The sequence below is a fragment of the uncultured Winogradskyella sp. genome (genome assembly GCF_937958655.1).
Taxonomy (GTDB): Bacteria; Bacteroidota; Bacteroidia; order Flavobacteriales; family Flavobacteriaceae; genus Winogradskyella.
The window spans coordinates 13,448-35,056 of the sequence record NZ_CALGNH010000006.1 but is presented as its reverse complement, the minus strand read 5'-3'; the positions used below and the strand labels follow the sequence as shown (position 1 = coordinate 35,056).

Annotated in this window: 16 protein-coding genes; 9 read left to right on the top strand and 7 right to left on the bottom strand. The window is 33.4% G+C overall.

What is annotated here, in order from left to right; all coding sequences use genetic code 11:
• Positions 1–226: 226 nt before the first annotated feature.
• Together Q0800_RS01260 and Q0800_RS01255 are read left to right on the top strand one after the other, a co-directional pair.
• Positions 227–2,779 carry an ATP-dependent Clp protease ATP-binding subunit gene (locus tag Q0800_RS01260; RefSeq protein ID WP_299126891.1) on the top strand — a complete coding sequence of 851 codons (2,553 nt, stop codon included), beginning with the start codon at positions 227–229 and terminating at the stop codon, positions 2,777–2,779.
• Between the two features lie 88 nt (positions 2,780–2,867).
• A complete protein-coding gene (locus tag Q0800_RS01255; RefSeq protein ID WP_299126889.1) occupies positions 2,868–3,233 on the top strand; it encodes a hypothetical protein in 366 nt (121 codons plus the stop codon).
• Between the two features lie 12 nt (positions 3,234–3,245).
• On the opposite strand, the gene hutH is transcribed toward Q0800_RS01255, so the two are convergent.
• Together hutH and Q0800_RS01245 are read right to left on the bottom strand one after the other, a co-directional pair.
• Positions 3,246–4,781 carry a histidine ammonia-lyase gene (gene hutH / locus Q0800_RS01250; RefSeq protein WP_299126887.1) on the bottom strand — a complete coding sequence of 512 codons (1,536 nt, stop codon included), beginning with the start codon at positions 4,779–4,781 and terminating at the stop codon, positions 3,246–3,248.
• Positions 4,782–4,919: 138 nt separating this feature from the next.
• Entirely contained in the window at positions 4,920–6,482 is a 1,563-nt protein-coding gene (locus Q0800_RS01245; RefSeq protein ID WP_299126886.1) for an NAD(P)H-hydrate dehydratase, read from the bottom strand.
• Between the two features lie 303 nt (positions 6,483–6,785).
• Here Q0800_RS01245 and thrA point away from each other — a divergent pair, with 303 nt between their 5' ends.
• The 4 genes from thrA to Q0800_RS01225 all read left to right on the top strand — a co-directional run bounded on the left by thrA (position 6,786) and on the right by Q0800_RS01225 (position 12,766).
• Entirely contained in the window at positions 6,786–9,257 is a 2,472-nt protein-coding gene (gene thrA, locus Q0800_RS01240) for a bifunctional aspartate kinase/homoserine dehydrogenase I (protein ID WP_299126884.1), read from the top strand.
• Positions 9,258–9,282: 25 nt separating this feature from the next.
• Complete coding sequence (locus Q0800_RS01235) at positions 9,283–10,206, top strand: homoserine kinase (RefSeq protein WP_299126882.1); 924 nt, start codon at positions 9,283–9,285, stop codon at positions 10,204–10,206.
• The gene (thrC, locus tag Q0800_RS01230; RefSeq protein WP_299126880.1) at positions 10,206–11,501 is read left to right on the top strand and encodes a threonine synthase; all 1,296 of its coding nucleotides are present in this window, start codon (positions 10,206–10,208) and stop codon (positions 11,499–11,501) included. Before Q0800_RS01235 ends, thrC begins: the two co-directional genes overlap by 1 nt.
• A 173-nt stretch (positions 11,502–11,674) precedes the next feature.
• On the top strand, positions 11,675–12,766 hold the full coding sequence (locus Q0800_RS01225; RefSeq protein WP_299126879.1) for a T9SS type A sorting domain-containing protein: 1,092 nt from the start codon (positions 11,675–11,677) through the stop codon (positions 12,764–12,766).
• On the opposite strand, the gene holA is transcribed toward Q0800_RS01225, so the two are convergent.
• Positions 12,763–13,770 (bottom strand): DNA polymerase III subunit delta, encoded by a 1,008-nt coding sequence (gene holA / locus Q0800_RS01220; protein ID WP_299126878.1) that lies wholly within the window; start codon positions 13,768–13,770, stop codon positions 12,763–12,765. The two genes, Q0800_RS01225 and holA, sit on opposite strands and share 4 nt — an antisense overlap.
• A gap of 48 nt (positions 13,771–13,818) precedes the next feature.
• Between holA and Q0800_RS01215 the strand changes: the two genes are divergently transcribed.
• From Q0800_RS01215 to Q0800_RS01205, 3 genes are all read left to right on the top strand, one after another.
• Positions 13,819–14,268, top strand: coding sequence for a type I restriction enzyme HsdR N-terminal domain-containing protein (locus Q0800_RS01215; protein WP_299126877.1), 450 nt, complete (start codon positions 13,819–13,821; stop codon positions 14,266–14,268).
• Complete coding sequence (locus tag Q0800_RS01210) at positions 14,269–15,261, top strand: glycosyltransferase family 2 protein (protein WP_299126876.1); 993 nt, start codon at positions 14,269–14,271, stop codon at positions 15,259–15,261. It begins immediately after the preceding gene.
• A gap of 107 nt (positions 15,262–15,368) precedes the next feature.
• Positions 15,369–16,226 carry an OmpA family protein gene (locus Q0800_RS01205; RefSeq protein WP_299126875.1) on the top strand — a complete coding sequence of 286 codons (858 nt, stop codon included), beginning with the start codon at positions 15,369–15,371 and terminating at the stop codon, positions 16,224–16,226.
• Positions 16,227–16,284: 58 nt separating this feature from the next.
• Here the strand turns inward: Q0800_RS01205 and Q0800_RS01200 are convergent, their stop codons facing one another.
• The 4 genes from Q0800_RS01200 to Q0800_RS01185 form a co-directional block, all read right to left on the bottom strand.
• Positions 16,285–18,393 carry a von Willebrand factor type A domain-containing protein gene (locus Q0800_RS01200; RefSeq protein ID WP_299126874.1) on the bottom strand — a complete coding sequence of 703 codons (2,109 nt, stop codon included), beginning with the start codon at positions 18,391–18,393 and terminating at the stop codon, positions 16,285–16,287.
• Between the two features lie 93 nt (positions 18,394–18,486).
• Positions 18,487–19,650, bottom strand: coding sequence for an AMP-binding protein (locus tag Q0800_RS01195; RefSeq protein WP_366518822.1), 1,164 nt, complete (start codon positions 19,648–19,650; stop codon positions 18,487–18,489).
• Positions 19,575–20,534, bottom strand: a complete 960-nt coding sequence (locus tag Q0800_RS01190) for a CPBP family intramembrane glutamic endopeptidase (RefSeq protein WP_299126873.1) — start codon at positions 20,532–20,534, stop codon at positions 19,575–19,577. Before Q0800_RS01190 ends, Q0800_RS01195 begins: the two co-directional genes overlap by 76 nt.
• Positions 20,531–21,574, bottom strand: coding sequence for an o-succinylbenzoate synthase (locus Q0800_RS01185; protein WP_299126872.1), 1,044 nt, complete (start codon positions 21,572–21,574; stop codon positions 20,531–20,533). Before Q0800_RS01185 ends, Q0800_RS01190 begins: the two co-directional genes overlap by 4 nt.
• Positions 21,575–21,609: the final 35 nt, after the last annotated feature.

Genomic DNA, 21,609 nt, shown 5'->3' with positions numbered 1-21,609 from the left:
CCGTGCTAATATAAGAATTTCGGCAGTGTTAAGAACGGATAGAAAAACAGTTTTTAATAGTTTTTATTAACAATTTTTAATATCTTTTTAGTTAATAAGTATCCTATTATTTACTTTGATTTGAAATGCTTTTTTAGTCTCTTCGTCTAAGTATAATATTTAAGGTATGGTTTTTGACATGTACCTCATATGTTTTTATTATTTTTAATGCAGAAAGGAATATACTATGGACGATAATTTTTCCCCTAGAGTAAAAGATGTTATAGCATACAGCAAAGAAGAGGCCCTACGTTTGGGTCATGATTTTATAGGTACTGAGCACTTAATGCTTGGGTTATTGCGCAATGGTAATGGTAAAGCCATTGATATTCTTGGTTCATTGGACGTAGATCTTAATCATTTAAGAAGAAAGGTTGAGATTTTAAGTCCAGCAAACCCAAACATCACCACAATATCTAACCAAAGAAAAAACTTGCACTTAACAAGGCAAGCAGAGCGTGCTTTAAAAACCACCTTTTTAGAAGCAAAATTATTTCAAAGTACGTCAATAAATACGGCACACTTACTATTGTGCATTTTAAGAAATGAAAATGATCCTACCACAAAGCTTTTAAACAAGCTAAAGGTAGATTATGATAACGTAAAAGAAGAATTTAAATCTATGATTACAAGTGACGATGATTACCTAGACGAACCAAAAGCAGAATCCTTCTCAGACGATGAAATTAACGAAGAAGATTCTAAACAACAAAACCCTTTTGGTGGCAGCACCTCTGGTAAAACAAATAAAAAATCTAAAACTCCTGTTTTAGATAATTTTGGTAGAGACTTAACTATTCTTGCCGAAGAAGGCAAACTAGATCCTGTTGTAGGCCGTGAGAAAGAAATTCAGCGTGTGTCCCAAATATTAAGCAGGCGTAAAAAGAATAACCCATTACTTATTGGTGAGCCAGGTGTTGGTAAATCTGCAATTGCAGAGGGCTTAGCCCTGCGTATAGTTAAACGTAAAGTATCTCGTACACTCTTTAACAAACGTGTTGTAACACTAGATTTAGCCAGTCTAGTCGCAGGAACAAAATATAGAGGTCAGTTTGAAGAACGGATGAAAGCTGTTATGAACGAGCTAGAAAAGAATGATGATATTATTCTTTTTATAGATGAAATTCATACCATTGTTGGTGCTGGTGGCGCAACCGGAAGTTTAGATGCTTCAAATATGTTTAAACCAGCTCTAGCTAGAGGCGAAATTCAATGTATTGGAGCAACAACTTTAGATGAATACAGACAATATATTGAAAAAGATGGAGCATTAGAGCGCCGCTTTCAAAAGGTCATTGTAGAACCTACTTCGGTTGAAGAAACTATTGAAATCCTTAATAATATTAAGTCTAAGTACGAAGAACATCATAACGTTGATTATACGGATGAAGCTATTGAAGCTTGTGTAAAACTAACAAATCGTTATATGACAGAACGATTTTTACCCGACAAAGCCATAGATGCATTAGATGAGGCTGGCTCTCGTGTTCATATAACAAATATTGATGTACCTAAACAAATCCTTGAATTAGAACAACAACTTGAAAAAGTTAAAGAAACTAAGAATACTGTTGTAAAAAAACAGAAATATGAAGAGGCCGCAAAATTAAGAGATGATGAAAAACGTCTCGAAAAAGAATTGGCTACCGCACAAGCTAAATGGGAAGAAGAAACTAAACTACATAGAGAAGTTGTTACCGAAGACAATGTAGCCGATGTAGTATCAATGATGACAGGCATTCCTGTAAACAAAATAGCGCAAACCGAGCTTAATAAGTTAGCACAACTACCAGAACTTATTAAAGGTAGAGTTATTGGTCAGGATAATGCTGTTGCTAAGGTTGTAAAAGCCATTCAAAGGAATAGAGCTGGTCTTAAAGACCCAAATAAACCTATTGGTTCGTTTATATTCTTAGGCCAAACAGGTGTTGGTAAAACACAATTAGCTAAAGTGTTGGCGCATGAGTTATTTGACAGCAACGAGGCTCTTGTAAGAATAGATATGAGTGAATACATGGAAAAATTTGCTGTATCTAGGCTTATTGGTGCACCTCCAGGTTATGTTGGCTATGAAGAAGGTGGACAGTTAACCGAAAAGATTAGACGTAAACCTTATGCTGTTGTGCTTTTAGATGAAATAGAAAAAGCACATCCAGACGTGTTTAATATGCTACTACAAGTCTTAGATGATGGTTACTTAACAGATAGCTTAGGTCGTAAAATTGATTTTAGAAATACAATCATTATTATGACGTCAAATATCGGCGCTCGAAAACTAAAGGATTTTGGTACTGGTGTTGGTTTTGGCACCTCAGCAAAGGAGTCTCAAGAAACAGACTATGCAAAAGCTGTTATAGAAAATGCACTGAAAAAAGCATTTGCACCAGAATTCTTAAACAGAATTGACGATGTTATAGTATTTAACGCTTTAGAGAAAGAAGACATTAATAAAATTATTGATATTGAATTAGTAAAATTAATTTCTAGAATCAAGGATTTAGGTTATAATCTTAAACTTACAGACAAAGCAAAAGACTATATTGCAGATAAAGGATTTGATAAGCAGTATGGGGCAAGACCTCTAAACAGAGCTATTCAAAAATATGTAGAAGATGCATTAGCAGAAGAAATTATTAATGCAAAAATCCAAGAAGGTGATACCATTACTATGGATTTAGACACTAATAATGATGAGCTAAAAATAAAAGTAAAAAGTTCTAATGAGACTACAGAGTCTTAATTAAAAATAACAGTAAGGATTAACTAAAAAAACTCCTTCAATTGAAGGAGTTTTTTTATTGGCCCTAATCATAGAATAGTGCATAACCATGAAAGACTTCCTCACTTTCGACTTTTGTGACATGACAATTTATGACAAATATGTCGTTGTTGTTATAAAAGAAGGAATCAACATTACACCAGAGCACAATATGATTTTGGTTAATGTTACTGATAAATATTTTGCTAATAAACCCTTTGTTTACATTACCCATCGTGTTAACTCGTATTCAGTAGATCCGAAAATCTATTTTGAAACGGCTAAAATCGAAAATTTAAAAGGATTTGCTGTAGTTTCAGAAAACCATCAGGCTAAGGTAAACGCACAAATAGAAAAGTTATTTTTTAATAAACCATTTGAAATTTTTTCGAGTTTAGAACAAGCTTTTAAATGGGCAGTCGCTTTGGTCAATTAATCTTAGCTGCTTTTAGTGTTTGTCTACTCCATAATTATTTAAAAATAACTCTTCTACTTCAATATCAACATCTCTTAAAAATTGAATTGAAGCCTCAATATCTATATGTAGTATTTGATCTTCTTTTATAAACGGTACTACCTTTCGATAATGTTTTAAAAACGATTCTAATAACGGTGACGTTTTGTGAGGTCTTCTAAACTCTAAAGCTTGCGAAGCATTCATTAACTCAATAGCTATAATGCGCTCTACGTTTCTAATGAGCGTATACGCTTGTGTTGCCGCATTAGCTCCCATACTAACATGGTCTTCTTGCCCATTACTAGAAACTATACTATCTATACTGGCTGGTGATGCCAATTGTTTATTGGCACTAACAATACTTGCTGCTGTATATTGTGGGATCATAAACCCTGAATTTAAACCAGGATTATCCACCAAAAATGCAGGCAATCCTCTTAACCCAGAAACAAGCTGAAAAATACGGCGCTCAGATATATTACCAATTTCAGCCATAGCTATTTTTAAGTAATCCAAGGCCAATGCTAAAGGCTGCCCATGAAAATTTCCTCCAGATATAATTAAATCTTCTTCAGAAAATATATTTGGATTATCGGTAACCGAATTAATTTCGGTTAAAATCACTTTTTCAACAAAATCTAAAGTATCCTTTGTTGCCCCATGTACTTGAGGGATACAACGAAATGAATAAGGGTCTTGTACGTGTTGTTTTTTTCTTTTTATAAGCTCACTATCCGCTAAAAGCTCATTAAAACGCTTAGCAACTTTACGCTGCCCTGGATGTGGCCTTACTTCATGCACCAGATCATGAAATGGATCTATTCTTCCATCAAACGCATCCAAAGAGATGGCTGCCACGATATCTCCCAAGTACGAGGTTTTATGAGACATTAACAAAAGATAGACACCGTAAGCACTCATAAACTGTGTTCCGTTTAATAATGCTAAGCCTTCCTTTGCTTGGAGTTGTATAGGTTGCCAGCCAAAATTATCTAATAATTCTGACGCGTCATAAACCTCTCCTTTATGCACAACATTACCTTTGCCTAATAGTGGTAGAGCCAAGTGTGCTAGCGGTGCCAAATCACCAGAAGCACCTAAAGAACCTTGTGTGAATACAAACGGAAAAATATCATTATTAAAAAAATCTATAAGACGCTCTACTGTTTGTAATTGCACACCACTATGTCCATAACTCAAAGATTGAATCTTTAGAAGTAGCATAACCTTAACAACAGATTCTGGAACACGATCTCCAGTACCACAAGCATGAGACATGACAAGGTTTTCTTGTAGTTTGGTTAAATCCTTATCAGAAATCTTTACATCATATAATGAACCAAAACCTGTATTTATGCCATACATAGGTGTTTTATTGGTTGCTAATTTCTCATTTAAATAAGTCTTACACGCATTAATACTTGCTATAGAAGCTTCTGAAAGTTTTAGCTTTTTGTTATCCTTAAAAATGTTATATATCGTAACAATATCTAACTTCTCTGAGGATATAATATGATAATTAGCCATTACGTGTAAATTACTTATCTCAAAATTGAGAATAAAATTTGATTTTGCAACGCATTGTTAATAAGTCAGTTCTACGTTTTTTTAAAATTATGTTTAGTATCAAAAAAAAACCTTCATTACTAATCAAGGCTTTATCTACTAATCTTGTTTTTGTTTTTGTTTCTCGCCTTGGGCTTGTTCTTGTTCTGGTTGCTTAAATAAGTCTATATAGGCTATTCCTAATGCTTCAATAATATGGCTAGCAATTAAACTTTGATAACCAAAATCTTCTAAAGATATATCCGCAGACTTACCATGTAAGTACGTACCAAAAATAGTTGCATCTAACGGTAAATAACCTTGAGCAACCAATCCTGTTATTATCCCTGTTAATACATCACCACTTCCTGCAGTTGCTAAACCAGGATTTCCTGTAGTATATATATATAACTTATCCCCAAATACCGTTATAGAATTAGCTCCCTTAATTAGCACAATAACGTTGTGTTTGTTAGAAAAGGCCTTTACTTTCTTTAGTTTATCAAAATCGTTAGACCAAGACCCTATTAATCGTTCTAGTTCTTTTGGATGCGGTGTTAATATAGTTTGCTCTGGCAATAGTTTTAAAAGTGCTTTCTTTTTTGCTAAACAATTTAAACCATCAGCATCTATTACTAATGGCAGTTTATTTGATTTTAGAAAGACTTCAAAAGCATTTATTGTAGCGTCAGCAGTACCCATTCCTACACCTATTCCAACAACGCTAGGTTCTATATCAAAATGAATTGTATCTATTAACTCTTCACCATTTGTAATAACCATTGCTTCTGGTAAAGACGCTTGTATACTATGGTAACCGCATTTAGGAATATAAGCTGTTACCAAGCCTGCGCCAGAACTTAAAGCTGCTCTACTTGCTAAATTTACAGCTCCAATTTTACCATAACTACCTCCCACTATTAAGGCATGACCAAAATCACCCTTGTGAGCAAATTTATCTCTCGGTTTGTAAATTGGTAAGACCTCAAATTTAGAAATGAGTTGAGCCTCTGTTTCGGTCTGCATTAAAAATGCTCTATCTATACCAATATCTATAACTTCCCACTGTATTGTATACTTAGCGGTTTCAGGCAAAAAGAAAACTAGCTTAGGCGATTGAAAACTTAAAGTATAATTTGCAAAAACAACAGCTTCATTATCTTCAACTGCCTTATCAGTATATAAACCAGATGGTATATCTATAGAAAGGGTAAATGCCTTTGAGGCGCTCCAAAGCTTAAATAAACCTACAACCCAATCATTAGGTGGCCGATTAAGCCCTATACCAAATACTGCATCTACTATAATGTCTCGCTCTTCTATAACGATATCTGAATAATCGCTTCCGCAACTCAGCACGTTTGGCCAATCTTTGGTAACATCTTTTATTCGATCATAATTGGTTAAAAAGCCTTTAGTTCGTTTATCACTACAATTTACAATATAAGTAATCACATTATAACCGTGGGTTATTAAATGCCTTGCTAAAACTAAACCATCACCTCCATTATTTCCAATACCACAGAATACGTGTATTGGTACCTGTGCACCCTGCATGCGCATATGAATCCAATTAAAAATTTGGGTTCCTGCACGTTCCATTAAATCAATAGGTGATATATTTTGTCGTTCTGCTGTTAATTTATCACCTGTATAAATTTGTTCTTTAGAATATAGCTTCATGTAAATTATTTAATACCTTCTATTTTAGGCTAATTATATTTCGTTTTTAGGATTTAAAACGTCACTTTTTTGACAAATCTTCAAAAAGAAAGCATTTGTTTGTTTCTATCCGTAAATGTAATACATTTGATGCTTTATGCCTACAAAATTAAACATATCATCAACTCAAAAGCTCACCTTAATGATGTCTTTTTTTACGGTTATAATTTCTTCTATTATTACCCTTTGGGGTAATTTATAAGTATATGCTCTCCGACCCTTTTTTGTCCTATTCGATATTTTTATTATTACAAATTTACAATTATGAAAATCCTAAAATTTGGAGGAACCTCCGTAGGCTCTGCCAAAAACATAAATAAAGTTATATCCATTCTTAAAGCACAATCAGCTGATTCTAAAATTGCTGTCGTTGTTTCTGCTGTGGGTGGTATTACAGATAAATTATTAGAGGCTGCAGATTTAGCATGCCAAAAAGATCAAAGCTACATAAAATGCTACAATGCTATTTGGTCTAAACACAATAAAGTTATTGAAGGTTTATTTGATTCGTTTAAAGATAACGCAAGCATTAAAGAAAAGCATAATGAATTGTATGATTTAATTTCTGAAAAATTAAGTAGCTTTAAAGAACTTTTAGATGGAATTTACTTAATTAACGAGCTTACACCAAAAACCAAAGACAAATTATTAAGCTTTGGCGAACAATTATCTTCCACCATAATACAATACGCTCTAGTAGCTCACAATCTAGATTCTGAAATTAAAAATTCTCAAGAACTCATTGTTACGGATTCTAATTTTAACAAGGCTAATGTTAATTTTAAAATAACCAATTCTAATATTGAATCATACTTTAAATCCAATACTAATGCCATCGTTTTATTGCCTGGATTTGTATCAAAATCTACAACTGGCGAAATAACAACACTTGGACGAGGCGGATCTGACTATACAGCCGCAATAATAGCATCCGCATTAAACGCTAACGAACTTCAAATCTGGACAGATGTTAGTGGCATGTTTACAACAAATCCAAAATTAGTAAAGCAAGCTGCTCCTATTAGCGAGTTATCTTATAAAGAAGCCATAGAGCTTTCGCATTTTGGTGCCAAAGTTCTTTATCCACCAACCGTAATGCCAGTTCTTAAAAAAGGTATTCCTATACGTATTAAAAACACTATGGATCCAGAGGCGATAGGCACCACAATAATAGAAACCGTAAAAAGCAATGGTTCGGTCGTAAAGGGTCTTAGTAATATAGAAAATATTGCGCTTTTAACACTGCAAGGCAATGGTATGGTAGGTGTTCCTGGCTTTAGTAAACGCTTATTTGAGACGCTTGCACAAGAAAAGATTAATATTGTCCTCATTACGCAATCCTCGTCTGAACATTCCATCTGTTTTGCAATCTCAGACAGTGATGCTCAGCGTGCAAAGGAACTGATTGATACTGTTTTTGAGTATGAAATTACACTTCAGAAATTAGATCCAATTGTTGTTGAAACTAATTTATCAATCATAGCCGTTGTAGGTGATAAAATGAAAAGTCACCAAGGCATCAGTGGTAAAATGTTTAGCACCTTAGGAAAAAATAATGTAAATATTAGAGCTATAGCACAAGGAGCTTCAGAACGTAATATATCTGCTGTTGTTCATAAAGACGATGTAAAAAAAGCACTAAACAGCCTGCACGAACAATTCTTTGAAATTAAGAATAAACAAATTAATCTTTTTATTGCTGGTGTAGGTAACGTCGGAGAACGATTAATTGAACAATTGAAACAACAGAATTCCTATATTAAAAAACATTTTAAAATCAATCTCAGAGTTATTGGCTTATCCAACTCGCGTAAAATGCTTGTTAACGATGAGGGAGTTGATTTGAGCAGTTGGAAAAATGACCTTTTAGAAGGTGAGGACGCCACTTTAGACGGATTTTTTAATTATGCCAAAAAGCTTAACCTAAGAAATTCTGTATTTGTTGATATCACGGCTAATAAAGATGTTGCAAACATATACTCTAACTACTTAAAACAAAGTATTTCAGTAGTTGCGTGTAATAAAATTGCCTGCTCAAGTTCTATTGAATATTACAATGATTTAAAACAACTATCTAGGCAATATAATGCAGCTTTTTTGTTTGAAACTAACGTCGGCGCTGGGCTTCCTGTTATAGACACCTTAAGACATCTCATAGCGTCTGGTGATAAGGTACATTCTATAGAAGCGGTTTTATCTGGTAGTCTTAATTTTATATTTAACACGTATAATGACAAGACTACATTTTATGAGGTCGTAAAACAAGCACAGGAAGAAGGGTATACAGAACCAGATCCAAGAATAGATTTAAGTGGTATTGATGTAGCGCGTAAAATTTTAATTTTAGCAAGAGAAAGTGGCCATTTAATAGAGTTAGAGGATATTAATATAGATAACTTTTTAACCAATAATGCCGTTAATGCAACAACCGTTGCCGACTTTTTTGAAACACTAAAATCAGACGAAAGCCATTATCAAAGCCTTTATAAATCTGCCGTAAAAAATAACAGTCAATTAAAGTTTGTAGCAGAATTTAAAAACGGAAAAGCCAAAGTTGGTTTAAAAGAAATCCCAAAAAGTCATCCCTTCTTTAATCTAGAAGGAAAAGATAATATTGTAATGTTCTACACCCAACGTTACCCAGATCAGCCAATGATTATTAAAGGTGCAGGTGCAGGTGCAGATGTTACTGCTTCTGGTTTGTTTGCTGATATAATGAGAATTGCTAACGGCTAGTTCACAAATTAAGCACCCATTAGAAATGAATAACGAAATAAGACTATTTTCACCTGCCACAGTAGCCAATGTTGCCTGCGGATTTGATGTGCTCGGCTACTGCTTAGACGCTATAGGTGATGAAATGGTAGTAAGAAAAACTGCAGAAAAAGGTATAAGAATTACTAAAATTGAAGGTTATGATTTACCATATGAAGCAGAGAAGAATGTTGCTGGTGTTTCTGCATTGGCCATGTATGAAGCCTTACAACCAGATTGTGGTTTTGAGATAGAAATTTATAAGAACATTAAACCCGGAAGTGGAATTGGCAGTAGTTCTGCTAGTGCCGCAGGTAGTGTTTACGGTATGAATGAATTATTGGGAAAACCCTTAGATAAAACAAAGCTTACCTACTATGCAATGAAAGGGGAAGCACTAGCTAGCCAATGCGAACATGCAGATAATTTAGCACCAGCTATTTTTGGCGGCTTCACTTTAGTAAAGAGCGCTTGTCCTTTACACGTTTTAGAGTTACCAACACCGCCAGATATTTTTGCCACTTTAATTCATCCACAAATTGAAATAAAAACCTCTGAGTCTAGAGCCATCTTGCCAAAACAAATTCCACTTCAACATGCTATTACACAATGGGCTAATGTTGGTAGTCTGGTGCATGCACTACACACCAATAATTACGACCTACTAAAAGAAGCCTTAATAGATGTTGTAATTGAACCACACCGTAAACAACTCATTCCGCATTTTGATGCTGTTAAATTAGCAGCTAACAATGCTGGTGCATTAGGTTGTGCTATTTCTGGTTCTGGACCTTCAATTTTTGCATTGAGTAAAAGTGAAGCGACTGCAAAAGCCGTAGAATCTGCTATGCAAGAGGTTTACTCAAAAACAGATATAGAATTTGAAACGTACGTTTCTAAGATTAATACCCAAGGTATAAAAACATTATAATGAATTATTATTCACTTAATAGAAAAGCACCTCAGACTACCTTTGCGGATGCTGTAGTTAGAGGCTTAGCGCCAGACAAAGGTTTATATTTTCCGGAATCTATAACACCATTAGAAGCTTCATTTTTTGAAACTATTAAGGACAAATCTAACGCAGAAATAGCGTTTGAAGCTATTAAGCAATTTATCGTACCCGAAATACCAGAAGCTGTTCTAAAAACCATAGTTGAAGACACCTTAAATTTTGATTTTCCTATTGTAAACATCGACAAAAATATTTCAACATTAGAGTTGTTTCATGGACCAACAATGGCATTTAAAGATGTTGGCGCACGTTTTATGGCAAGATGTCTAGGTTATTTTAATAAAAATAACACCAACGAAGTTACCGTTTTAGTAGCTACATCTGGTGATACAGGCGGAGCTGTAGCCAATGGTTTTTTAGGAGTAAAAGGGGTTAATGTGGTCATATTATATCCGAGTGGTAAAGTTAGTGATATACAAGAAAAACAACTCACAACGTTAGGCCAAAACATTACAGCTTTAGAAGTTGATGGTGTATTTGACGATTGCCAAGACATGGTAAAACGTGCATTTATGGATGATGAACTGACTAGCAAAATGCAATTAACGTCTGCCAACTCAATTAATGTAGCACGTTGGTTACCGCAATTATTCTATTATTTATTTGCATACAAACAATTAAAAGGAACCTATAAGGATATTTCATTTTCTATTCCTAGTGGTAATTTCGGAAATATTTGCGCAGGCATGGTAGCCCAAAAGCTAGGTTTGCCAGTTAAGCACTTTATAGCGTCTAATAATGCAAATGATACTGTTGTTAAGTATATGGATACAAAATCTTATGAACCAAAACCATCGGTACAGACAATTAGTAATGCCATGGATGTTGGTAATCCAAGTAATTTTATCCGTATACAAGAACTGCACAATAATGATTTTGAAGTCCTTAAAGCAAATTTATCATCCTACAGCTTTTCAGATACAGATACCAAAACAGCACTTTTAGAATTATTTAAAGATTACAATTACATAGCAGATCCGCACGGAGCTGTTGGCTACTTAGGCGCTAAAACGTATTTAGAAACTAATGATAGCCATGTTGTGTTTTTAGAAACAGCACACCCTACTAAATTTTTAGATGTTGTAGAGGCAGTTATAGAAGAAAAGGTTGAACTGCCTAAACAAATTGAATCTGTTATTCATAAAAAGAAAGTAGCAATACCTATTAATTCTTATGATGCACTAAAATCGTTTTTAATAGAGAGAGCATAGTGTAATATCCTATTTGAGCTTAGCCTTTAGTTTTACATAGTTAAAAAAATATTTTCTTTCTGTAAATAGAGTACTAATTAAATTTCATTTTAACCTAAATATAGGTGACTTATGCCTTTTTTATAAGCTAGAGGTTTCAATTAATTACATTTATAAAGTAATTACAATTTATAATGAAAAGACATACTAGTTTTATTGTTTTGGTTGGTTTGTTTATGGCTTTTGTTAATAGCCAAGAATTAACCTTACAAACAAATCTAGATCCTGCGGTGAGCGAAACATCTGGTCTCATTTTTATTAACAACAGCCTTATTACACATAACGATTCTGAAAACACCAATCAACTTTTTGAAATTGACGCGTCTAACGGCAATGTTATAAGAACAGTGACCATTACAAATGCTACCAATGTAGATTGGGAAGATATAACACACGACGATACTTATATTTATATAGGTGATATTGGTAATAACAGCGGCACAAGAACAAATCTTAAAGTCTATCGTATTTTAATTGCAGATTTTTTTGCAAGTAATACCGTTACTGCTGATCTTATAAATTTTAGTTATAACAATCAAACCAATTTTACCCCTAGCCCATTTGCAACAGATTTTGATGCTGAAGGGCTAATACACTATAATGAGAACCTATATATATTCACTAAAAACTGGGTAACTACAAACACAAACATTTACATGCTACCTAAAACAGTTGGTGACTATAGTATCTCACCAATGGATACAATAATAGTAGAAGGATTAGTTTCGGGTGCGGAATTTAACCCAAACAATAACGCTATTTTATTAACAGGTTACGATAGTAATGGTGCTTTTATTATTGAACTAAAGGATTTTAGTTCTGGATTATTTTCTAATGGTAGCGTTTCAAAAATAGCACTTAGTGTACCCAATAATTATTCACCTCAAATTGAAGCTGTTACTGTAATAAATGAGCAGGATTATTATATAACGGCAGAGCAAAGCACCAGTAATGCTTCGGGTTTGTATACATTTAGTACCTCTACCCTAGGTACTTCAGATTTGCAATTGCCTAAACTCTCGTTTTATCCAAATCCTGCTAACACTATAATTACGCTAAATACCAATAATCTTAAGGCAGACATATATGACACCAGCGGTCAGTTAATAAAAACTTCTGAGGAAAGACATATTGATGTATCTAATATCTCACCAGGATATTACATTACTAAAATTGAAGATAAAACCAATGGTAATTTGGTTTACAAAAAACTTATTATCAACTAATTAAACAGCCTTACCAAGAGCTCTTTTAGTAAATCTCCTTGGCTTATATTATTAGCACCTACACCCTTACTCTTAATATCGAATTCTCGTAATAATGCAATATTAGCACTAACCTTTTTCATAGGGTAATTGCGAGCAGCCGTTAAATACTCATTTACAAAATAGGGATTGACACGTAAAGCAGAAGCCACACTTCTTGGGTTTTTATCAGACATGCCATGTAGATGCAATAGTTGCGAAAAAAAATTAAATAACAACGCCACTGTTACTACAATTGGATTATCCTTTGGATTATCTGCAAAATGCTTTGCAATTTGGTAGGCCTTAATAATATGGCGTTCACCGACGGCTTTACGTAATTCAAAATTATTAAAATCCTTACTAATACCTATATTTTCTTCAATATGATCTGGTGTTATTTGCGTCCCTTTTGGCAATATTATCTTTAGCTTATTTAGCTCGTTATTAACTTTACTTAAATCTGTACCTAAAAACTCAACCAACATTAGTGCTGCCTTAGGAGAAATTTCATAACCATCACCTTTTAGCACACGTCTAATCCAATCTGGCACTTGGTTTTCGTAAAGTTTTTTACTTTCAAAAACTACACCTCCATTTTTTGTAATGGCTTTGTAAAGTACTTTACGCTTATCTAACTTTTTATACTTGTAATTAACAACGAGTACGGTTGTAGGCTGAGGCTGTTCGGCATATTTGGCAAGTTTTTCTATAGTTCTACTTAAGTCTTGTGCTTCTTTCACAATGACCACTTGCCGTTCTGCCATCATAGGATAGCGCTTGGCGTTACTGACAATATCATCTACACTAACATCGCGTCCATATAATACCATTTGATTGAACCCCTTTTCAGACGCTTCTAAAACATTATTTTCAATAAACTGAGAAATCTTATCTATGTAATAGGCTTCTTCACCCATTAAAAAATAGATAGGCTTAAGATCCCCTTTCTTTATTGCTGTAACTAATTGTTTTACGTCCTCCAAAAGCTTAAATAGTTTGCTGTTGTGGTATTATAATTTTAATTTTGTGCAGTGCAAAAACTCAACTTTCCAAAGTTTGAATACCGATTCAAAAGTACAGAAAATAAAGTTTCTATTTTTGATGTTATTCGGAAAAAATTCATCATTCTTCAGCCCGAAGAATGGGTAAGACAGCATTGTGTTCATTTTTTAATTGAACATAAAAAATATCCTAAATCTCTAATCAATGTTGAGAAAGAATTAGCTATTAATGATCTAAAAAAACGCTACGATGTTGTGGTCTTTAATCCAGATGGTAGTATTTTTATAATTGTTGAGTGTAAGTCTTATGATGTTGCAATATCTCAAAACACTTTTGATCAGATCGCACGTTATAACTTAGCTCTAAATGCTAACTATTTAATGGTAACTAATGGTATTAATCATTATTATTGCCAAATGGATAAAATTAACCAACGTTATATTTTTTTAAAAGACATACCGCAATATTCTAAAACATAAGTGTACGATTACAAAGACATAGCAATTGTTATACTCAACTGGAACGGTAAGTTACTTTTGCAGCAATTTTTACCTTCGGTTACTGCGTTTTCTGGCGACGCCAAAGTTTATGTTGCAGACAATGCATCTACGGACAATTCTGTGGGTTTTGTAACAAGCCACTATCCGCAAATAGATATCATTATTAATTCTACAAATGGTGGTTATGCAAAAGGCTATAATGATGCTCTAAAACATATTAAAGAACCACTACTTTGCTTATTAAACAGCGATATTGAAGTTACAAAAAACTGGCTACAGCCTATTTTAACAGCGTTTAACAGTGATGCTAAAACCGCTATTGTACAGCCAAAAATTTTAGACTTTAAAAATAAGTCTAATTTTGAATATGCTGGTGCTGCAGGTGGTTTTATAGATAAATATGGCTACCCGTATTGCAGAGGACGAATTTTTGATACTGTTGAAATTGATAAAGGCCAGTATAACGACCTAACTGATATTTTTTGGGCCTCTGGTGCCTGTTTTTTCATAAAAAATAAAGCATTTAAAGATCTCAATGGTTTTGACGAAACCTACTTTGCCCACATGGAAGAAATAGATCTTTGTTGGCGAGCATTTAACAACGATTACAAGACAAAATATACAGGTACCTCTGAAGTATACCACGTAGGTGGAGCCACGCTTAGCACTACCAATCCAAAAAAAACTTATTTAAATTTTAGAAATAGTTTATTTACGTTAGTAAAAAATACAGACAAACATGTTTTTATAAGAACAGTAATACGAATGAAGCTCGATGGTATAGCTGCTTTACGGTTTTTAATACAACGCAAACCATTATACTTTTTGGCCGTATTAAAGGCTCATTTTTCATTTTACAAAAACTTACCTAAATTATTAGCTCAACGCAAAAAAACTCCCAAAAAGGCTAATTATTTTAAGATCAAATCCGTAGTTTGGTATTATTTTATAGCAAAAAACAGAACTTTTTAGTGGTTTATAAAAATTGTTAAATTTTATGTTAATCCATGTATACTACTGTCTTCTTTTCTATAATTTTGGGATGTTACAATTAACGATTTAAACTATATTATCAAATTATGAAAAAACTAATGTTATTAAGTGTTTGTTCAATGCTATTTTTTGGTTCTTGCGTATCTAAAAAGGACTATTTAGCACTTGAGGCAAAACAACAGGAAACAGAAGATTTATTAAATAGTGCTACGGTAAAGCTAAACAAATGCTTATCTGATGCCTCTGCATCTAATGCCAGAGTTGAGGCTATGAAAGAGCAATTGGCAGATATGCGAAAAAGTAACGAAGCGCTTATAAGAAATTCGCAAGACTTAACTGAGTTAACAAGTAAAGGTGCTACTAATTTAGAAAAATCATTAGAAAGTCTTAGAGAAAGTAATTTAAAAATTACGCGCTTACAAGATGCCCTAACGCGCAAAGATAGTGTAACCTTAGCTATTGTAACGAGTCTTAAAAAAGAAGTAGGATTAAATGATCCAGATATTGAGGTTAATGTAGAAAAAGGTGTGGTATTTATTTCTATTGCAGATAAATTATTATTTCAAAGCGGAAGCTACAATGTAACGGCAAGGGCAAATGAAATCTTAGGTAAAGTTGCTAAGGTAATCAACAGTAAACCAGATTTTGAAGCCATGGTAGAATCTCACACTGATAATGTATCTTACAGCAAACCACCATTATTAGATAATTGGGATTTAAGTGTTAAGCGTGCTACATCCGTTGTAAGAGTGCTAGAAAGTTTAGGTGTTAATTCTCAACAATTAATCGCGGCAGGTCGTAGCTCTTATGTACCACTTGTAGAAAACGACACTGCAGAAAATAGAGCTAAAAATAGACGTACAAGAATTGTGGTTTTACCAAAAATTGACCAATTTTACGAAATGGTAGAAGAAGAAATGAAAAATTTATCTGCCGGAAATTAAAAGTTCTTAAAGTTAAAATAAAAAAAACCCAACGCTTGGCGTTGGGTTTTTTTGTCTTCTAATTAAAATTTCTATAGGATTTAACAAGTCTAATAAACTCTGCTCTGTAACCTTCAGCATCTTCACCTCTCCCATTCTCAGCAAGCTCTAAAACTTTGGAAATTGATGCATTATTAGTAAACTTAGAGTTACGTAATTGCATACCAAAAAGGGCTATTGCACATGCAAAGTTCATATCTTCCGAGGCTTCAGTTTGGTTTGCACCTTGAACATGAATTATTTCTATACTTTTTGAACCTTTTGGTTTTTTATATCTAAACTTTACAGTAAATAATTCGTTATCATAATCCACTGTAGATGTCTTCTTTGTATATTTTAAATCGGGAAGTTTTTTTAAATAATCACTTTTCACTCCAAATGGAATGATTTCATATAGTGCGGTAACCGCATGTCCACTGCCTAATTCTCCAGCGTCTTTAGTATCATCAACAAAATCCTCATCCGCTAATAATCTATTTTCATAACCGATCAATCTATAGGCATGGACTTTATTAGGATTGAATTCAACTTGAATTTTTACATCTTTAGCGATAGTGAATAAGGTACCGCCAAATTCTTTTCCGAAGATTTTTTGAGCTTCTTGCATGTTATCAATATACGCATGGTTTCCATTTCCTTTATCAGCTAAAATCTCCAATTTTGAATCTTTATAGTTTCCATAACCAAATCCTAATACCGATAAAAATACACCAGATTTGCGTTTCTTTTCAATTAAAGCTTGCATATCATCGTCACTAGATGCACCAACGTTAAAATCACCATCTGTTGCTAAGATCACTCTATTATTCCCATTTATTTTAAAATTTTGTTCTGCAAGTTTGTATGCCAACTTTATACCAGCTCCACCAGCAGTAGACCCACCAGAATTTAAATTCTCTATTGCATCAATTATTTTATCTTTTTTATCACCAGAAGTTGGTTCTAAGACAACACCTGCAGCACCAGCATAAACAATAATGGAAACCATATCTCTTTTTCGCAACTGTTTAACTAAAAGCTTAAAAGCTTTTTTTAACAATGGTAATTTATTCTGTGAGCTCATTGAACCTGAAACATCTATCAAAAATGTGAGATTAGAAGCAGGTAACTCATCATTTTTATAGGTTTTCCCTTGTAAGCCAATCCTAACAAGTTGTGTATCATTATGCCATGGCGTCTTTACTACTTCTGTGCTAATAGAAAATGGATGCTTATCTTTAGGCTGTGGATAGTTATAATTAAAATAGTTAATCATTTCCTCAATTTTAACAGCACCATACGGTATATTTTGCCCATTATTAATCATCCTTCTTAAATTACTATAAGATGCCTTATCAACATCAATCGAGAATGTTGATAATGGAGATAGGTGAACTGCATTGAAGTCGTTTTCTGTAATTTTAGCATAAGCTTCATCGTTTTCAATACGATATTTACCAGATTTTGTTGTTATAATAACACATCCATGATTGGCTTTATTACCAAACATATTGATTGCTTTCGCTGGTTTGTAAGTATTTATATGCTCAATAGTATTGGGATCTAAATTTTTAATTATATCATTATATCCTTTAGTAATTGCAATGCCATCAACAATATATAAAGGTTCAGCTTTTACTTGCGAAGAAACTATACCTTTTAATTCTGCATTTGGATTATCAAAAGATTGCGTGGTAGACGATTTAATGTCTAATCCTGCAACTTGCCCGCTCAGTGTTTGAGCAAATCCTGCACTTGGTTGCTTAACAATAGATTCAGATACTATTGAAACTGAGGACACTCTAGATGTAGCCTTTTTTGTAGTACCATATCCTATAACTACAACTTCATCTAAACTATTGTCCGATTCTAAAGCAAAATTATAGATATTAGCTATAGCTATTGCTTTCTTTGCATTTTTCATACCAATATAACTCACTACTAAGACGTCCCCAATATTCACTTTTAAAGTGTAGTTTCCATCAAAATCAGTTTGTATTCCGTTAGATGTTCCTTTAATAGTAACATTAGCTCCGGGTAAGGGTAAGCCATCATAGGCCGTGGTTACAGTTCCGGAAATTGTTTTTTCTTGTCCGCTAAGTTGTGTAGTAAATAATAATACAACTACTAAGTTTAAAATGATTTTCATAATGATTGTGTTATAAGTTTAATACAAACCTAAAAGCAATCATATATTTAAAAAACAACTAATGAGTGAAGTGTGTCTTTGAATGAGTCTAAGCTAACATGTGATTAAGTCTAAAGTTTTAGCGCGTTGAATTTTTCCATTGACAGTCTCTACAAACTTGTCTACTATGCAGATTTGCTTAGGTACTTCAAACTTTGCAAGTCCTTTAACGCGTTTAATTTTATTATTAATGCTTTCAACTGTTTCTCTAGGGTTTTCTATAATAAGGACAAGGCGTTCCCCTAAGTCTTCATCGGCTTGTCCTGCAATAATAAAACGATCCTCGATTACAGATTGTAATTTTTCTTCGATTTGCTCAGGAAATAGTTTTACACCTCCAGAATTAATAACGTTATCAAAACGTCCAAGTAGTTCAAAACTAAACTCAGATTTTAAATCCACAACATCATTAGTTACAAGAGCTTCATTTACCAGCTTTTTGGCATTAACAATTAAGCACTGACGCTCATCTTGTGCAAACATAACATTGGGTAAAGCTTTAAAGTAAGTTTCTCCTTTTAACACTTTAGATTGTAGTTGTCTTACAGCGACATGTGTTACTGTTTCCGTCATACCATAAGTTTCGTAAACCTTTAATTTAGATGTGCTTATAGTTTCTAATAAAGGTACATTCACTTTAGTTCCGCCAACAATAATAGTGTCTATATTTTTAATATGGTCTAAACTGTTTTTTAATTGCAACGGAATCATGGCACAAAAGCCGTAGTGCTTAGTCCTATCTAGCTTTAATTTAGATCTAGGTTCAATATAATCCATTTCTAAACCCAATACCATAGCCCTAACCAGCATCATTTTACCAGCTATATAGTGACTTGGCAAACAATGTAATGCAGAGCTGCCTGGTTCTAAATTAAAAAACTTACCTGTAGCTAATGCAGAATTAACCATGGCTTGCTTTTTTAGTCTTATGACCTTAGGCTTCCCTGTAGAACCAGAGGTATTAACCGCTATATCATCGTTATCATTAAGCCAATCAGTTAAAAAATTACCTATGCTTTTTTCATAAGTTTCACCCTCTTTTATAAGATTATAAGCTAACTCTATTAAATTATCATAAGTATAACCAATTCCATTTAGTTTAAACAGTTGGTGAACGTTCTTATACTCTGGGTGCATTTGGTTTAGTCTAGAATTTTGTAATCTTCTTTTGGAGGTTCTGTTACGCGACCAAACAAGCGTTCTTTCCAGTTGTTCCACCCATAGACTTTAGAGAGTATAAATAATATAATTGGAAACATAACAAACACTGGTATAGCAATATCAACAAGTGCTGCATTACTAGGATCTGACGTGTCTTTAAATATTGAATAGGTCTGAAATGCCGTCCAGTCTGCCGTTACCAATAGCGCTGTAAATAAATTATTTGCAGCATGAAAACCTAAGGCTAATTCTAAACCATCGTCCATTAAGGTCATTATTCCTAAAAATAAACCTGTACCTATATAATACACCATAATAACATAACCCAATTTTTCCACCTCAGGATTGGCTATATGTAGCATTCCAAAAACTACAGAAGTAATAATCAATGGTACCCATTTATTTTTTGCTGCCAAACCAATCCCTTGCATCAAATAGCCTCTAAAAAGGTATTCTTCGCAACTGGTTTGTAATGGCACCATAAGTATAGCAATAACAGCTAATATTATAAATTTATTAAAATCGAAATTCCATTCATAATGCTCTGGAGACATAAAATAATCTAAAAGCACTAATCCAGAGGATAATATTCCCCAAGCAAAAAAGATGATCCAAAACCGTTTCCAATCTATTTTTTTACGAGCTGTAGTTAATTGTGTAAGCGTCATTTTATGCAACCATTTGTTTACAATTAAAATACCAACAAGTCCAACAGCAAAAGACAACAGCATTAAAAACAAATTAAGATTAGACTCTAAAAGCGTCATCATGTTATTTTCGTTCAGCTCAAATAAATTTAATCCTTGGTTTTGTGCCTCTACAAAAACAGCTGCAGTAAATGGCAGTTGCCCTAGGATAACAAAAGCAATAACTATTACTGTTCCAACAATGTATCGCCATCCATCATATAATCCTTTATAGGCTTGCTGTATATAATTCATAAGTCTAAATTAAATTTCCAATCTTGTGTGTTATCGTATTGCAAAGTACCATTTTTTACGGTTAATGGCGAATCAAAATTATTAGTGAATAAACTCCCTGTTCCTAAGCCTTGCGGTAGGTTATTATTCAAAGTATAGGTCCATTGCGCTATGGCATTTAACCCAATATTACTTTCTAATGCACTTGTTATCCACCATTTAACATTAAGCTTTTCAGCTATTGAAATCCACGCTTCACTTCCTTGATATCCGCCTATTAAACTTGGTTTTAAAATGATGTATTGCGGGTTTATAGTTTTAAGAAGTTCCTTTTTGTCTTCAGTTGAAAATACGCCTATTAATTCTTCATCCAAAGCAATAGGAAATGGCGTTTGTTCACACAGAGATGCCATGTCGTCTAACTGTTTTGGTTGTATGGGTTGCTCTATAGAATGTATATTATAATCTGATAGTTGCTTAAGTTTTTCTAAAGCATCAGTTGCAGCAAAAGCACCATTGGCATCCACTCTTATTTCTATATCAGCTACTGAAAATTCTTTTCTTATAGATTTTAGAATGTTGAGTTCTGTTTTAAAGTCTATAGCTCCAATTTTTAGTTTTATACAGTTGAAGCCACTTTTAATTTTTTCTATTATTTGTTGGCGCATAAAATCTTCTGTACCCATCCACACCAAACCATTAATAGAAATTGCGTCATTGGCTTTTGTAAATGCTGAAGGAAATAGGATATATTTATTTTTACTTTCTAAAGATTTAAAGGCCATCTCTAAACCAAACTGAATACTCGGTTGCTCTGTAAGCTCATATAGTAAAGCCTCTAATCCCAAATTAATATTATCACAAGCCCATCTTAATTTATCTTCATAATCTGGTCCATCATCAATAGATAAACCTCTAAGAATTCCACACTCGCCAATACCTTTTTTGGTATTCTCTTCAAGACTAATAAACCAAGTTTCTTTAGTGGTCATTACACCTCTAGATGTACCACTTGGTGTCTTAAAATTTAGAATATACTTTTTATATTGTGCTTTTAACATAAAACCAAAAATAAGCATCCGCAGTCTAATTTCTG